The organism is Candidatus Oleimmundimicrobium sp., from assembly GCF_030651595.1.
Taxonomy (GTDB): domain Bacteria; phylum Actinomycetota; class Aquicultoria; order UBA3085; family Oleimmundimicrobiaceae; genus JAUSCH01.
The window spans coordinates 1-16,074 of the sequence record NZ_JAUSCH010000029.1 but is presented as its reverse complement, the minus strand read 5'-3'; the positions used below and the strand labels follow the sequence as shown (position 1 = coordinate 16,074).

Annotated in this window: 15 protein-coding genes and 3 rRNA genes; 12 read left to right on the top strand and 6 right to left on the bottom strand. The window is 43.3% G+C overall.

Features of this window, described 5'->3' with window-relative positions; all coding sequences use genetic code 11:
- Nucleotides 1-3 precede the first annotated feature (3 nt).
- The 12 genes from trxA (at nt 4) to Q7U95_RS02025 (ending at nt 8,074) form a co-directional block, all read left to right on the top strand.
- Complete coding sequence (gene trxA / locus Q7U95_RS02080) at nt 4-336, top strand: thioredoxin (protein ID WP_308751615.1); 333 nt, start codon at nt 4-6, stop codon at nt 334-336.
- A 4-nt stretch (nt 337-340) separates the two neighbouring features.
- Nucleotides 341-769, top strand: coding sequence for a DUF3842 family protein (locus Q7U95_RS02075; RefSeq protein WP_308751614.1), 429 nt, complete (start codon nt 341-343; stop codon nt 767-769).
- Entirely contained in the window at nt 770-961 is a 192-nt protein-coding gene (locus Q7U95_RS02070) for a CooT family nickel-binding protein (protein WP_308751613.1), read from the top strand.
- A 98-nt stretch (nt 962-1,059) separates the two neighbouring features.
- A complete protein-coding gene (locus tag Q7U95_RS02065; RefSeq protein ID WP_308751612.1) occupies nt 1,060-1,323 on the top strand; it encodes a hypothetical protein in 264 nt (87 codons plus the stop codon).
- Nucleotides 1,324-1,384: 61 nt separating this feature from the next.
- Complete coding sequence (locus tag Q7U95_RS02060) at nt 1,385-2,071, top strand: energy-coupling factor ABC transporter permease (protein ID WP_308751611.1); 687 nt, start codon at nt 1,385-1,387, stop codon at nt 2,069-2,071.
- A 1-nt stretch (nt 2,072) separates the two neighbouring features.
- Complete coding sequence (locus tag Q7U95_RS02055; RefSeq protein ID WP_308751610.1) at nt 2,073-2,372, top strand: PDGLE domain-containing protein; 300 nt, start codon at nt 2,073-2,075, stop codon at nt 2,370-2,372.
- On the top strand, nt 2,372-3,154 hold the full coding sequence (cbiQ, locus tag Q7U95_RS02050; protein ID WP_308751609.1) for a cobalt ECF transporter T component CbiQ: 783 nt from the start codon (nt 2,372-2,374) through the stop codon (nt 3,152-3,154). Before Q7U95_RS02055 ends, cbiQ begins: the two co-directional genes overlap by 1 nt.
- Before the next feature lies 1 nt (nt 3,155).
- Nucleotides 3,156-3,872, top strand: coding sequence for an ABC transporter ATP-binding protein (locus tag Q7U95_RS02045; protein ID WP_308751608.1), 717 nt, complete (start codon nt 3,156-3,158; stop codon nt 3,870-3,872).
- Nucleotides 3,873-4,055: 183 nt separating this feature from the next.
- Nucleotides 4,056-6,161: a vitamin B12-dependent ribonucleotide reductase gene (locus tag Q7U95_RS02040; protein ID WP_308751607.1), complete on the top strand. Its 2,106-nt coding sequence runs from the start codon at nt 4,056-4,058 to the stop codon at nt 6,159-6,161.
- An 82-nt stretch (nt 6,162-6,243) separates the two neighbouring features.
- Nucleotides 6,244-7,047, top strand: coding sequence for a DUF166 family protein (locus Q7U95_RS02035; protein ID WP_308751606.1), 804 nt, complete (start codon nt 6,244-6,246; stop codon nt 7,045-7,047).
- 100 nt (nt 7,048-7,147) lie between these two features.
- Nucleotides 7,148-7,351: a cold-shock protein gene (locus Q7U95_RS02030; RefSeq protein ID WP_308751605.1), complete on the top strand. Its 204-nt coding sequence runs from the start codon at nt 7,148-7,150 to the stop codon at nt 7,349-7,351.
- Nucleotides 7,352-7,414: 63 nt separating this feature from the next.
- Entirely contained in the window at nt 7,415-8,074 is a 660-nt protein-coding gene (locus Q7U95_RS02025; RefSeq protein ID WP_308751604.1) for a phosphatase PAP2 family protein, read from the top strand.
- An 8-nt stretch (nt 8,075-8,082) separates the two neighbouring features.
- Here the strand turns inward: Q7U95_RS02025 and Q7U95_RS02020 are convergent, their stop codons facing one another.
- The 6 genes from Q7U95_RS02020 to Q7U95_RS01995 form a co-directional block, all read right to left on the bottom strand.
- Nucleotides 8,083-8,985 (bottom strand): EamA family transporter, encoded by a 903-nt coding sequence (locus tag Q7U95_RS02020; RefSeq protein WP_308751603.1) that lies wholly within the window; start codon nt 8,983-8,985, stop codon nt 8,083-8,085.
- Nucleotides 8,978-9,175: a DUF1858 domain-containing protein gene (locus Q7U95_RS02015; RefSeq protein WP_308751602.1), complete on the bottom strand. Its 198-nt coding sequence runs from the start codon at nt 9,173-9,175 to the stop codon at nt 8,978-8,980. Before Q7U95_RS02015 ends, Q7U95_RS02020 begins: the two co-directional genes overlap by 8 nt.
- 248 nt (nt 9,176-9,423) lie before the next feature.
- Nucleotides 9,424-11,421 (bottom strand): acetate--CoA ligase, encoded by a 1,998-nt coding sequence (gene acs, locus Q7U95_RS02010; RefSeq protein WP_308751601.1) that lies wholly within the window; start codon nt 11,419-11,421, stop codon nt 9,424-9,426.
- A gap of 697 nt (nt 11,422-12,118) precedes the next feature.
- Nucleotides 12,119-12,235, bottom strand: a 5S ribosomal RNA gene (gene rrf, locus Q7U95_RS02005).
- A gap of 120 nt (nt 12,236-12,355) precedes the next feature.
- Nucleotides 12,356-15,347, bottom strand: a 23S ribosomal RNA gene (locus Q7U95_RS02000).
- A gap of 234 nt (nt 15,348-15,581) precedes the next feature.
- Nucleotides 15,582-16,074 (bottom strand): 16S ribosomal RNA (locus Q7U95_RS01995); the annotation flags it as partial.

The window sequence follows — 16,074 nt, the reverse complement described above, 5'->3', positions numbered from 1 at the left end:
ACCATGGGCGAAAAGAACGTAATTCATTTAAGTAAAGACAACTTTGAGAATGAGGTTATTAAAGCCAAGGAGCCTGTTTTGGTTGACTTTTGGGCTTCCTGGTGTGGCCCCTGTAGAACAATAGCTCCGATTCTTGAAGAAATAGCTATTGAGTACAAGAACAAACTCAAAGTATGCAAACTCAATGTAGATGAAAACCAAGAAACCGCAGGCAAATATGAGGTAATGAGCATCCCTACATTGATCTTGTTTGAAAGTGGCGAAGTTAAGAAGAGATTAGTTGGGTCAATCCCTAAAAAAAATCTATTAGAAGAGCTATCTGAATGGATAAAATAAGCTTATGGTAATCGCTGTAATTGATGGCATGGGTGGAAGCATAGGCCGCCAGATAGTAACCCGCCTTCGCGAAAACCTGCCCGGAGAAGTTGAAATAATGATTTTGGCAACCAATGCCATAGCCGCAAGTAATATGATGAAAGCCGGAGCAAATCGTGCGGCAAGTGGCGAAAACGCGCTGAGTTTTTCATTAAAAAAAGCGGATATAGTAGTTGGCCCAATCTCCATCGTCATCCCCAATTCATTTATGGGAGAGCTAACTCCTAAAATGGCTGAGTCTATAGCGGGATGTGAAGCAGAAAAAATCTTGCTTCCTCTTTCACACCCTCATGTTAATTTAATTGGAGTGGAGCAAATACCCCTTCCTCACCTAATGGAGGAAGTTGTTAAATTAATAAGAAAAAAACTTGGTTTAAAGGAGGTAAAGCAGTAGATGTGCGAAGCAAAGGTCTACATAGAAAAAAAAGATGGAAAACTGGAAGAATGTATGGAAAACGTAATAACTATTAAGCCCGAGGGCGATAAATTACACCTTGTCGATCTCTTCGGCGAGCAAAAATTCGTCAACGCAAATTTCAAGGAGATAAAGCTGCTTGACCATCAAGTAATTTTGACAGAAAAGTAACGCTTGCTTAAAAGGGGTTCGTCTGTTAACATTTATCCCAACCGGGGTCACGAAGATTCCAAACTTTAAGGTAGTTTTATCTTTAAGAGGCGGAGAAGATGTGTGAAAACGGTGTCAATTACACCCAAATTAAAATTGCATTCCACCAACTAATTGAGGCAAATGAGCTTTTAGAGAAGAATATTTCTCAGTGGAAAAATATTGCAGATTTAATCGGGAACAAACACCTAAGTAATTATGTAGAAAATTCTAAAGAGAAAACGGCAGAAGCAAGAGATTCTCTAAAGAAAGCGTTTTCTGAAGTAAGCCACCTTTCAACCCATCACCATCACAAAAACGAAGTAACAATATCTAAAGTTTAGTGCGCTAGCACGAAGGGGTCCCGAAGGATTTCACAAATAAAATCTATTGGAGGGATTAACTATGCATATTCCAGATGGTTTTCTGGACGCAAAAACCTTGGCCACAACTGCAGCAATGTCCGCTGTGGCTGTTGGGTATGGTTTAAAAAAAGCCAATGAAGAACTTGGCGACAAACAAGTACCGCTTCTTGGAGTAACCGCGGCTTTTATATTTGCCGCACAGATGTTAAATTTTCCCGTAGCCGGTGGCACATCGGGGCATTTTTTGGGGGCTTTTTTAGCCGCGGTGCTTTTGGGTCCATGGTTTTCTTGTCTTACCATAACGGTGGTGTTATTTGTTCAAATGTTAATATTCGCCGATGGTGGTTTAACTGCCCTGGGGGCAAATGTATTTAACATGGGAATAATTGGTGGAATTATGGCTTATTATGTTTTTATAGCCATAAAATCTTTTTTACCAAAGAACCGTTTTTATTTCCTGAGTGCTGTTGCGGTAACCTCATGGCTTTCTGTCGTTTCCGCTTCCGCGTTTTGTGCCATTGAACTTGCTTTATCCGGCACATCACCACTCAAAGTTGCCCTGCCGGCAATGATGGGAGTCCATGCTTTAATTGGCATCGGCGAGGCAATAATAACAACAGTTGTCATTGGTGTCGTCTTAAACAACAGGCCCGATTTAGTAAAAATTTACGACCAAAACAATGTTCTCGGTTCTAAGAATTCAGGAGGTGTTGATGGTGGCCAATAATATGAAAAAATTTGTCCTTATCGCTTTAATTACATCTTTTGTTCTTGCAATACTTCTCTCACCTTTTGCCTCTTCTTGGCCAGATGGCCTCGAAAAAGTTGCTGAGGATAAAGGGTTCCTCTCAAGAACCGAAGGAGCAGAAATTTGGGAAAAATCACCCATTCCCGATTACACAATGCCGGGTTTTGGGGAAGGAGCTGTTGCCACGGGAGCAGCGGGACTGGTAGGTACCGCCATTACTTTTGCCTTAGGTTACGGCCTAGCTAAACTTTTAATGAAGAAAGAGACAATTAAAGCCTAATGAAGCACTTTTTTATCGACAAATATAGCGAAATTAAAAGCCCCTTAAGAGATCTTGGGGCAAGAGCAAAAATCATTAGCTTCTTCGCCTTGATTTTGCTGTGTGTAACCACTCCCCCGAATGCCAGAAAGGCATTCGGGGGTTACTATCTAATTTTTTTTACACTGCTTTTTATTTCCAAAGTACCCCTTGGTTTTATCTTAAAAAGAGTCATGGTGACCGTACCTTTTATCTTAATGATTACCTTGTTTATTCCATTCATGGGAAGTGGAGGGGGAAGCTACAATCTTTGGGGTTTAACGCTTTACCAAAGTGGAATTATCCTTCTTTTTAATATAGCAATAAAAGCATTCTTTGGAGTAGCAGCCCTCACTCTGCTCACCTCCACCACCCCCTTTAACGAACTTATGGATGGGTTAAAACAAGTGGGAACCCCCAAAATATTCATAACAATCGCCTCTTTCATGTACAGATACATCTTCGTGGTGGTCAACGAAACTATGCGGATGAAAAGAGCACGCGATTCAAGAAATTTTGAGGGCAAGTGGATTTGGCAAACTGGCACCATCGGGCAGATGACGGCTACTCTTTTTTTAAGAAGTTACGAGAGAGGCGAGCGTATCTATTCAGCCATGCTTTCTCGCGGCTATGATGGAGAAGCAAAAACTTTAGATAAGCGCCCAATCATCTTCAGGGATATTGCTTTCACAACACTTATCGTTTCGTTGGCAGTGTTATCGCATTTTTCTCATACACTAACAAAATTAGTTTCGGGGAGTTAAATTGCATCACAATAAAGCATTTGAGATAAAAAATCTTCATTACAAGTACCCGGATGGAACGGTGGCGCTAAACAACGTAAACATCACTGTCGAACATGGAGAGTCCATTGCCCTCCTCGGCCCCAACGGCGCCGGGAAATCCACACTTATCCTTCATTTAAACGGCATATTAAGAGGAGATGGCGAAATCAAGGTGTTTGGCCTCCCCATTAATAAATACACTTTAAAAGAGATACGAAGAAGAGTCGGCCTTGTTTTTCAAGACCCAGATGACCAGCTCTTCTGCCCTACTGTTTTTGAAGATGTCGCCTTCGGATTAGTTAATATGGGTCTTACTGAAGAGAAAATCTTAATGAGAACAAGTAAGGCGCTGGCATCAGTAGGGATGGAGGGGTTTGAAAAGCACTCGGCTTATCATTTAAGCTTTGGCCAAAAAAAACGAGTTGCTATTGCCACCGTTCTTTCGATGGAGCCGGACATACTTGTCTTAGATGAACCAACTAGTAATCTTGACCCTAGGGGGAGAGGAAAAATAATTAAGATACTCGATTCCCTCCCTGTAACCAAAGTAGTTGTAACTCATAATTTAAATGAAGCCGCAAAGCTCTGCAAAAGGGCAATTATCATAGATGAAGGAAAAATTGTCGCCGATGATGAAATAGAAAAAGTGCTGTCGAACCAGTCAATTCTCGAGACTCACGGCCTCATTTCGCCTTAATTTCTCAAATAATTAACCTCCCTTGACTGTTAGAAGTTAATTATTGTTAACCCCTTTCTTAAAAATACAGATACAAATTATCCTTTTACTCCTTGCCAGTATTTTGGCAATGAAATATTATAAACTTAAAGATGAACATCCTAACAACTGCAAAATAACCATTCTAAAGTTAAGGGAGCTAAAATGAGCCCAATTTCCAAAATTCGCAAAAGAGACGGGCGCATTGTCGATTTTGATAAAAGTAAAATAGCAACAGCTATCTATAAGGCCTCCGCGGCCACGAATGAACCCAACAAAAAATTAGCAAATGAATTAGCAAATGAAGTTGTTGATACTCTCAAAAAAGAATGCGAGCCGGACATAATCCCAGGTGTCGAAGATATCCAAGATATCGTCGAGCGAACACTCATTCAAGCAAACCTTTCAAAAATAGCCAAGGCCTATATAGTTTACCGACAAAAAAGAGCAGAGTTAAGAGAGATAAAAAAGATATTGGGCCTTCAAAATGAGTTAAAACTTACAGTGAACGCCGCTAAAGTGCTACAAAGGAGATACCTTTTAAAGAATGACAAAGGTGAAGTGGTAGAATCACCCAAAGAACTCTTTGTCCGGGTCGCCGGAGTAATTGCGGAATCAGATAAAAAGTATAATCCAAACGTTGATTTAAAATCTCTTCAAAAGACATTTTACCAAATGATGGCAAACTTTGAATTTCTTCCTAATTCCCCTACCCTGATGAACGCGGGAACCGATATTGGCCAGCTTTCAGCATGTTTTGTCTTGCCGGTCGGAGACTCGATAGAAGAAATTTTTGACGCCGTAAAACACATGGCTTTAATACACAAAAGCGGAGGAGGAACAGGTTTTTCTTTTTCAAAGATACGGCCAAAAGGCGATATAGTTAAGACAACCAAAGGAGTCGCCTCGGGCCCGCTTTCATTCATGCGCGTATTCGACATGGCAACCGAAGTAATAAAACAAGGTGGCAAAAGAAGAGGCGCCAACATGGGCATCCTTTGCGTCGACCACCCGGATATCCTTGATTTTATAGCCTCAAAGGAAGAGGAAGGAAGGTTCTCCAACTTTAACCTATCAGTTGGAGTTACTGACCAATTCATGGAAGCAGTTAAAACCAATAGTGAATATGAGCTCGTAAACCCCCGCAACCAAGAAGTTGTAAGGAAGCTCCGGGCAAAACATGTGTTTGACCAAATAACATTTGCCGCTTGGAAGACGGGAGACCCGGGAATAATATTTATCGATGAGATTAACCGACGCAACCAAACTCCGGAACTGGGAAAAATTGAAAGCACAAATCCGTGCGGCGAACAGATGCTCCTCTCCTATGAAAGCTGCAACCTTGGCTCCATAAACCTATCAAAAATGGTTATGGATAATAAAGTGAGCTGGGAGAAACTCAAGAAAACTGTTCAGGCAGCAGTTCATTTTCTCGATAACGTCATAGACGCCAACAAATTTCCTTTACCCGAAATAGAGAAAATGACAAAAGGAAATAGAAAGATAGGATTAGGCGTGATGGGCTTTGCCGAGATGCTTATTCAGCTCGGAATCCCCTACTCCTCCGAAAAAGCTTTGGAAATTGGCACTAAAATAATGAAATTTATCTTAGAAGAAGCCAGAAATAAATCTACAGAGTTAGGTAAAGAAAGAGGCTCTTTCCCCAATTTTAAGGGAAGTGTTTGGGATAAGCTTGGCTTTGAGGCCATGCGAAATGCCACCACAACAACCATAGCCCCAACTGGAACAATAAGTATAATTGCCGGAACTTCCAGCGGAATCGAACCGCTCTTTGCCGTCTCCTTTATGCGAAATGTAATGGAAGGAGTCAAGCTTTTCGAGTCCAACCCCTTCTTTGAACAAATCGCAAAAAAACGGGGGTTCTACAGCGAGGAGTTAACAGCTAAAATTGCTCATTTGGGCTCAATTCAAGATATTGAAGAGATACCGCCGGATGTTAAAACATTCTTCGTAACCGCTTTTGATATTCCACCCGAACACCATGTTAAAATGCAGGCAAGTTTTCAAAAATATACTGACAACGCCGTTTCAAAAACGGTAAATTTGCCCGAGAGCGCATCGCAAGATGACATAAAAAAGATATTTATGCTGGCATACGAGCTTAAATGCAAAGGCATCACAATTTACCGGTATGGAAGCAAAAAAGAACAGGTTCTTTATTTAAGCGAGCCCCCAAATCTCACCAAAGAACCTTGTTTTATTGTGGCTGATTCAGAATTTTCAGGAGAATGCAGAGATTGCATGGTTTAATTTTTGCTCTTCTTCCCAAGCATTCTAAATATTTCTTTATTCGTTATAATATATTAAACACTGAAAGGCTTGCATGTATAAGATGAAGATATTTATAATCTGTCCTGACAAATGGGTGCCTAAAGAAGTTGCTCCTTTTCACTCTGTATTTGATGACGGCTACGCGAAAAAGTTGATTAAACATTTAACAAACGAGCCCTCTGTCTGCACAGGTTGCGGAGATGAGTGTGTTAACTGCCGCAAAAATTATCATCTCAATTTTTCTGAAGATATTGTGGGAATACATAAACTGCCAGCTGAGCTCCTTTATTATATAGATGACCCTGAAAAATACCTTCCCGCAGAACTTCCCCCTCACGACATATTGCTTGCCATAAATGTTCATGAAGATATCTTGCTCGCCTTGCCAAAAGCAGTAAAAAAAGCGGGGGCTAAAGGAATAATTGCTCCAATTGAACATCCAGATTGGCTAACCCGATGGGCAAGAAATAAAATAAAACAAATCTGCGCCGGGCTCAAACTGGAATGCGCCTTTCCAAAACCTTTTTGCTCACTCGAAAAAAACGAAGTGCATCCTCACATAAACAAATTCATTAACTATTTTCGCGTTGGAAAACCGGAGATTGAGATTGAAATAAAAAATGGCGTTATAAAAAACGCAAAAGTTATTATAAGCGCTCCTTGTGGAGCAACCTACTTTGTAGCCCACAAACTCATAGGGAAAAAACTAAACGAAAATATAGATGGGGTGGTGGCCAAATACTGGCACAGTTATCCTTGCATCGCGAGTATGAAAATGGACCCTGAACTCGGCGACACTATCCTCCATAAAGGAGGATATACCCACTACAACATCGTTCATAAGGCCATTGAAAAAGTTCGCTAGCACCTATGTAATTACAGGTGGTTAAATTTTTGTTGACTTTATTCGCCGAGAAAGTTATTCTGAACCAGTAATATTTTTTAACTTTTTAGGAGGTCAAACAATGGTTCAGGGTACGGTTAAGTGGTTCGATGCAAAAAAGGGATATGGTTTCATTGAGCAGGACGGGGGAGAAGATATTTTTGTTCATTACTCTGCCATCCAGGGAGAAGGCTTTAAGGTTATCCATGAAGGAGATCGAGTCGAATTTGACGTCGAAGAAGGCAAAGATGGAAAACCACATGCTGTAAATGTAGTTAAAATCTAATTGTCTTTAGCTATATTTGAAATCAAAAAGCCCCTTCCAGGGGCTTTTTTTTTAGGAGAAATGATGAGTTGCACTCGCAAATACCTTATTTTCATCTTTCTTATAATCTTGTCTTTTATTTTCGATAAACAAATTGTAAGTTTTGTTGCCAATCAGAGAGTAGAATCCCTAAACCCTTTTATATCTTTTTTCAAAGAACTTTGGGTAGCATATATTTTATTTGCCCTTCTCTCATTATATTTTTTGCTAAAAAAAGAAGATAAATGGCTTCCGGCCATGTGGTTAAGTATTACTTCAGCCACTCTAATCTCAGAAACATTAAAGATAATCATTGCCAGACCTCGTCCATATGAAGTTCTCCCCATTACCCCTTTGGGGACGCACTGCTCTTACTCTTTCCCAAGTGGGCACATAACTTTAATCTTTAGCATCGTTGCCTTATTGGGAGTATCCGCTCTTGCTAAACATAAAGAAGTAAAATTAATTAGATATGTTTGGTTGGGATACGCTTTAGCCGTCGGGCTCAACCGCATCTACATTGGGGTGCATTACCTAAGCGACATTATAGCCGGATGCTTTTTAGGATACACTGTCGGATTTTTTTGGGTCTGGATGCAAAATAATCGAACATTGGACAGCATTTTTTTTAAAAAATGGTGGTGGCTTATTGGGCTCTTGTTCTTTTTAGCAAGAATATCTCTAATTAAAATCGTCTATAGCTAACTTTTTTTTCAATCCGGTATCAGAGGCTGCTCTATACGCTTTTGAATGATAATATTTAAGCCCGCTATCAAAACCAATATTCCGCCAACAACCGTATAGATAGTTGGAACTTCGGATAAAAATAAGATTGCAAGAATTGTAGCCGTTAAAGGATCTAAATAAGCAAGAACTCCCGCGTGCTGAGCTTTTACCTGCTTAAGACCGCTTATATAAAGGAAAGCCGCTAAAGCTGTATTTACAACGCCCATTATAATTAAAATCAGCAATTCGCCACTGGTTGGCTTCGAAAAATTTACAAACATAAAAGGAGTTAGAATGAGAAAAGAGATAAAAGACTCATAAAAAACCAAAGAGGCAGGCGTGTACTCATCAAGCAAATATTTACTTGTAATGACGAGAAGAGCGTATGTTATCGCTGCCCCCAAAGCACAAATCATCCCAAAAAGATGAGTTCCGGCACCAATTTTAAGACCGGGGAAAATTATTAAAGTGATGCCAATCATAGATAAAATCAAAGAAAAAATCGTTTTTAATTCAATTTTTTCTTTTAAGAATATTGGCAATAAAAGTACGATGAAAATTGGAGCAGTATATGTCAGCAAAACAGCATTGGCAATTGTCGTAAACCTAATGGCGCAAAAAAACATTAACCAATTTATGGTAAGGCCCGCGCCCCTAAGTATCATCAAGCCACGATGTCTTTTGAGTTTTAACTGAAACAACTTTTTTTGCGCGACAACAACCGCAAAAGTAGCGGTGGCCGCAAAGACAACACGAAAAAATACTATTTCTGTTATAGGGAGATTTATAACCCTAACAAATATGCCCAGCGAGCCCCAGATAATAGCCGCCAGGCATATCTTTAAATATCCCATAAATACTGGAATGGTTTTAGTCTTTCCCTTATTCATCTGCGTTTTTATTTAACTCATCTAAAAGCTCCTGCAAATTTAATCCGTGAACTGTTACCGCCTCTGTAAGCGTTTCCCCGCTAGCTATAGCGCATCCGATGCAACCCATCCCCCGCTCACAAAAGATGTCCACTGCTTCGGGTTTTGCTTGCATAATTTGAGCAATTGTCATATCCTCCGTTATTTTCACTACTTCCCCTCCTTTTCAATCAGCTAAGTTTATAAATTACTACATTGGATGACGTTGTGCAATATTTATTAGCTGTTGGCTTCTTAGCCTAAGTAAGATTAATTAGCAATCATCTGCTACTCATGAGATTGCTCCGCCTTCGCCTCGCCTGCCTGCCCACAAAAAAATTTTTGGACGAGCAAAAAAATGAAGAAACTATTCTACAAAAAGAAAAGGGCCCGTTTCCACGGACCCTTTATTTAAACAATCTATTGCCTCTCCTTAACTAATGCATCCACAACTGAAGGATCGGCCAGAGTAGAAGTATCGCCTATAGCTCCAATTTCACCTTCTGCTATCTTTCGCAAAATCCTTCGCATTATCTTGCCCGAACGTGTCTTTGGCAAAGCGTCGGTAAATTGAATTTTATCCGGAGTAGCAATGGAGCTTATCTCTTTTCTAACATGAGAAACAAGGTCTTTTTTGAGCGCGTCAGAGGGATCTTCTTTTTCTTTTAAGGTAACATAACAATAAATTCCTTGTCCTTTAATTTCATGAGGGAACCCAACGACCGCCGCTTCAGCCACCGATTCGTGAGAAACCAGGGCACTCTCCACTTCCGCGGTTCCTATTCTGTGCCCCGAAACATTGATTACATCATCAATTCGGCCCATCAGCCAATAAAATCCATCCTCATCAACTCTGCACCCGTCAGCAGTGAAATACTTGCCGGGAAACATCGAGAAATAAACTTGTTTCACGCGCTCATTCTTCTTATCGCCATACATCCCCCGAAGCATTCCGGGCCATGGTTTTGTAATCACAAGAGGACCACCCTCGTTTACATCGGCCTTGGTGCCATCCTTTCTTAAAACTTCAGGCACCACCCCAAAGAAGGGTTTTGAGGCCGAACCTGGTTTTGTAGGAGTAGCTCCCGCCAGCGGAGTAATCAATATCCCACCGGTTTCCGTTTGCCACCAAGTATCAAGAACGGGGCATTTTTCTTTCCCAATTACCTCGTAATACCACATCCAGGCCTCCGGATTTATCGGTTCACCCACAGTCCCAAGCACCCGAAGGCTCGATAAATCATGCTTGTTTGGCCAATCGTCCCCCATTCTCATTAAGGCCCGGATAACCGTTGGGGCAGTGTAGAAAATGTTTACTTTGTTCTCCTCAATTATTTCCCAGAATCTGTCGGGTTCAGGATAGGTTGGAACGCCCTCAAACATTAAGACTGTAGCACCTATACTTAGCGGGCCATATACGATATAAGAGTGCCCCGTTATCCACCCGATATCCGCCGTGCACCAAAAAATGTCCTCATCTTTAATGTCAAATATCCAACGAGAGGTAAGACTGGTGTGAAGAAGATATCCTCCCGTGGTATGTATAACCCCTTTTGGCTTCCCGGTACTGCCACTTGTATAAAGAATGAATAACGGGTCCTCTGCATCCATTTCTTCGGGCTCATAAACATTCGAAACCTCAGCGGGGTCCATTTCCTTGTGCCACCAGTGATCCCTGCCTGGCTCTATATGCATCTTTGAATTGCCTTGACGAATAATTATAACCTTCTCAACCTCACTGCAATCACGAAGGGCTTCATCAACCTTTTCTTTTAAATTAACAACTTTCCCTTTGTGATAGCCCACGTCGGCGGCAACAACCAATTTGGACTCACAATCAAGTATCCTGTTCTTCAAAGCATCCGCGCTGAAGGCTGAGAATACGATGGAGTGAATTGCCCCAATTCTCGCGCAAGCAAGCATTGCTATGGCCAATTCGGGTATCATGGGCAAAAACAAGGTTACCCTGTCGCCCTTCTTCACCCCATGCTTTTTTAATACATGAGCAAATCGACAAACTTGGGAATGAAGCTGTTGATAGGTAAGGGTACGTTTATCTTCCTCTTTCTCTCCCTGCCAAATAATGGCCGCCTTATTTCTTCTCCAGGAGTTAAGATGCCTGTCTAAGCAATTGTAAGAAGCGTTAAGTTTGCCTCCTTTAAAAAATTCAACGTAAGGCCCTTCGACCTCACCGATTTTTGAAAAATCGTACTCTAACACCTTATCCCACTTACGAAACCAGCTAAGATGCTCTTCCGCCATCCTCCCCCAGAAACCCTCCGTGTCTTCCACAGATTCCTTATAGAGCTTTTCATACTCATCCATGCTCTTTATATAAGCTTTCTCGGACAATTCTTTCGGGGGATAAAATACTCTCTCCTCACGCATCATTGAATCTATTTCTTTATTTTTTCCCATCTCTACTCCTTCCTTTTAAACAATTAAGCTAAACTGATTCCCGTATCATAGTAGAAATCATGCTCTGAGTTTTATATATACCTTAAACAAAACAAATCGACCGCTAATTTCCAATGAGCGGTCGATTTAAGTCAGTTAGCGGTCAATCTTCTGCCTGTTTGGTTGTTCCTACTTCCAACACCTCACAAAAAACTAAGTCCATCTCATTACTCAGATACCAGGCCTTTTCCCCTCATAGCTCTTGCCAGCTTCCAGTCGCCAGCCCTTAGCCTCTAGCCTTTAGCAAAATCAAAAGAGTTTTTTAAAAGATTTGGGGGTTCAAACCTGAGTGGGTTGCTCGTGGGCAATATATGAGAGCACTAATTTTTACTTATATGCCATATCATTTAAATACAGCTACCAGTCTCCAGCCTCCAGGAAAACCAAAAATAAAAGTTTTTTATTGATTTTGGTTTTAAAACCCGGGTGGGTCGGGCAGACAGCGATATATGAGCACGCCGTTAAACGAAGGAGATTTGAACATCTGCGGCACCGTGCCTACCGGCAGGCAGGAATTGCGTGTCCGTTAGGACAAATAGCAATTTCGCAATGAAAGAATCGACTGAGTAGGCGCGCGCAATCCGGAGCTGTTGCCCGCCCACAAAAAAGTTTTGGGGAAATAAAAAGAACCCTTTAAAAAAGGGTTCTTTTAAAATAGATTCGGCGGCGTCCTACTCTCCCACACCGTTGCCAGTGCAGTACCATCGGCGCTGAGTAGCTTAACTTCTGTGTTCGAAATGGGAACAGGTGTACCCTACTCGCTATAACCACCGAAAACTGTCGCTATGCTCCATTAAAAATTGAAAAGTGCAAATTTTAAATTTAATCTAAAAAACCATTTTCAATTTTTAATTGTAACATTGTGCCTTCAAAACTACACAGCAAAATTCGAATAAAAATCAAGTCCTCGATCTATTAGTATCACTCAGCTACACCCGTTACCGGGCTTACACTTATGACCTATCAACCAGGTAGTCTACCTGGGATCTTACTCCATTTTGGATGGGAAACTTAATCTTAGGGTGGGCTTCCCACTTAGATGCTTTCAGCGGTTATCCCTTCCGAACATAGCTACCCAGCGATGCCGTTGGCACGACAACTGGTACACTAGAGGTTCGTTCATTTCGGTCCTCTCGTACTAGAAACAACTCCCTTCAAGTTTCCTGCGCCCGCAACGGATAGGGACCGAACTGTCTCACGACGTTCTAAACCCAGCTCGCGTACCGCTTTAATTGGCGAACAGCCAAACCCTTGGGACCTTCTCCAGCCCCAGGATGCGATGAGCCGACATCGAGGTGCCAAACCCTGCCGTCGATATGGACTCTTGGGCAGGATAAGCCTGTTATCCCCGGAGTACCTTTTATCCGTTGAGCGACGGCCATTCCACTCTGAGCCGCCGGATCACTAGCGCCGACTTTCGTCTCTGCTCGACTTGTAGGTCTCGCAGTTAAGCTTCCTTCTGCCCTTACACTCTACGCACGATTGCCATCCGTGCTGAGGAAACCTTTGGGCGCCTCCGTTACGCTTTAGGAGGCGACCGCCCCAGTCAAACTGCCCACCTGACACTGTTCTTCACCAGGATAACTGAACGAAGTTAGAATTTCGATATATCCAGGGTGGTATCTCAAGGTTGGCTCCACCTCGACTAACGTCGAGGTTTCACAGCCTCCCACCTATCCTGCACAGAATGTATCAAAATCCAATGTCAAGCTACAGTAAAGGTTCACGGGGTCTTTCCGTCCTGTTGCGGGTAACTCGCATCTTTACGAGTAATACAATTTCGCCGAGCTCCTCGTTGAGACAGCGCCCAAGTCGTTACGCCATTCGTGCAGGTCGGAACTTACCCGACAAGGAATTTCGCTACCTTAGGACCGTTATAGTTACGGCCGCCGTTTACCGGGGCTTAGATTCAATGCTTCGCTTGCTTTAACGGCTCGCTAACATCTCCTCGTAACCTTCCGGCACCGGGCAGGCGTCAGCCCCTATACATCGTCTTACGACTTAGCAGAGACCTGTGTTTTTAGTAAACAGTCGCTTGGGCCTTTTTATTGCACCCTCTTCACGCTTATACCGTAAGGTAATCACGCTAATGAGGGACCCCTTCTCCCGAAGTTACGGGGTAATTTTGCCGAGTTCCTTAACGAGGAATTACTCGATCGCCTTGGGATTCTCACCCCACCCACCTGTGTCGGTTTGGGGTACGGGCACCTAGTTGCTCACTAGAGGTTTTTCTTGACAGTGTGGGATTAGCCACTTCGCCTCAATCGGCTCGTCATCACACCTCAGGGTTTAATGCCAGAACGGATTTGCCTATCCCGGCCCCCTACGTGCTTGAACGCGGACAACCAACGCCGCGCATGGCCTACCCTACTGTGTCACCCCATCGTGTCTTTGTCGCAACTCGGTGGTGCTGGAATATCTACCAGCTATCCATCGCCTACGCCTTTCGGCCTCGGCTTAGGTCCCGACTAACCCTGGGCGGATTAACCTTCCCCAGGAAACCTTGGGTTTACGGCGGACGGGTTTCGCACCCGTCTCTCGCTACTTATGCCGGCATTCTCTCTTCCCTATCGTCCACCGATCCTTACGAATCGACTTCGTCCAATAGGGAATGCTCCTCTACCACTCACTAAAAGTAAGTCCGCAGCTTCGGTGATGAACTTGAGCCCCGATAATTGTCGGCGCTGATTCGCTTAACCAGTGAGCTATTACGCACTCTTTAAATGATTGCTGCTTCTAAGCCAACATCCTGGCTGTTTTTGCGCTTCAACATCCTTTCCCACTTAGTTCATACTTAGGGACCTTAGCTGGCGGTCTGGGCTGTTTCCCTTTCGACTATGAAGCTTAGCCCCCATAGTCTGACTCCCAAGCTCTAAAATTTTGGTATTCGGAGTTTGACTGGGTTTGGTAACCGGTGAGGGCCCCTAGTCCAATCAGTGCTCTACCCCCAAAATTAAACACTTGAGGCTAGCCCTAAAGCTATTTCGAGGAGAACCAGATATTACCGAGTTTGATTAGCCTTTCACTCCGATCCACAACTCATCCCCCAGCTTTTCAACGCTGGTGGGTTCGGGCCTCCACTCCGTTTTACCGGAGCTTCACCCTGGCCATGGATAGATCACTCGGTTTCGGGTCTACGGCATCTAACTAAACGCCCTATTCAGACTTGCTTTCGCTACGGCTCCGCCATACAGCTTAACCTTGCTAGATACCAGTAACTCGCCGGCTCATTCTACAAAAGGCACGCTCTCACCCGCCAATGGCGGGCTCGAACTGCTTGTAAGCACATGATTTCAGGTACTATTTCACTCCCCTCCCGGGGTTCTTTTCACCTTTCCCTCACGGTACTAGTTCACTATCGGTCATCAGGGAGTATTTAGCCTTACGAAGTGGTCTTCGTAGATTCCGACAAGATTTCTCGTGTCCCGCCGTACTCAGGAAATCATCGAGAGATTGGTTTTTTTCGCTTACGGGACTTTCACCCTCTGTGGCAAACTGTTCCAAGTTTTTCAACTAAAAACCAATTTTGTAACTCTCCGGCTCTTCTGTAGCAAAGCCAGATGACTCCTACAACCCTCGTCAGGAAACACCTACAGGTTATCACGCCCAACGAGTTTAGGCTCTTCCCAGTTCGCTCGCCGCTACTATGGGAATCGAAATTTCTTTCTTTTCCTCAGGGTACTTAGATGTTTCAGTTCCCCTGGTTGTCTTCCGTACCCTATGTATTCAGATACGGATCCCTCGCTATTAAACGAGGTGGGTTCCCCAATTCGGAAATCCCCGGATCGATACTCATTTGCAGTTACCCGAGGCTTATCGCAGCTTATCACGTCCTTCATCGACTCCTGATGCCAAGGCATCCGTCATGTGCCCTTAATAACTTGACTTTATATTACTCGATTTTCGCTGTGTAGTTTTCAAGGTACAAAATGCTTTTGAGCAAAACATTAGTTTTTAATCTCTGGTACTTAAATAACCGGAAACTAAAAACTAAGTAAGAACCTCCGGCCTAACCGGTTTGGTCCTTCAAAACTAAACAGTGTTGTTGCAGCTAATGGTCGACTTATTCCAGAGGTCCATCTCGAAAGATGGGATTGCTCCTTGTGAACAAAACTCCCTAGAAAGGAGGTGATCCAGCCGCACCTTCCGGTACAGCTACCTTGTTACGACTTCACCCCCCTTACCCCCCATACCTTCGGCGCCTCTTTCCCTTGCGGGTTAAGCCAGCGACTTCGGGTACAGACGACTCGGGTGGTGTGACGGGCGGTGTGTACAAGGCCCGGGAACGCATTCACCGCGACGTTGCTGATTCGCGATTACTAGCGACTCCAACTTCATGAAGGCGAGTTGCAGCCTTCAATTCGAACTGGGACCGGTTTTAAAGGATTCGCTCCGGGTCGCCCCTTCGCAGCCTATTGTACCGGCCATTGTAGCACGTGTGCAGCCCAGGATATAAAGGGCATGATGACTTGACGTCATCCCCACCTTCCTCCCCGTTGACCGGGGCAGTTTCCTATGAGTCCCCAACTTAATGCTGGCAACATAGGATGGGGGTTGCGCTCGTTGCGGGACTTAACCCAACATCTCACGACACGAGCTGACGACAGCCATGCA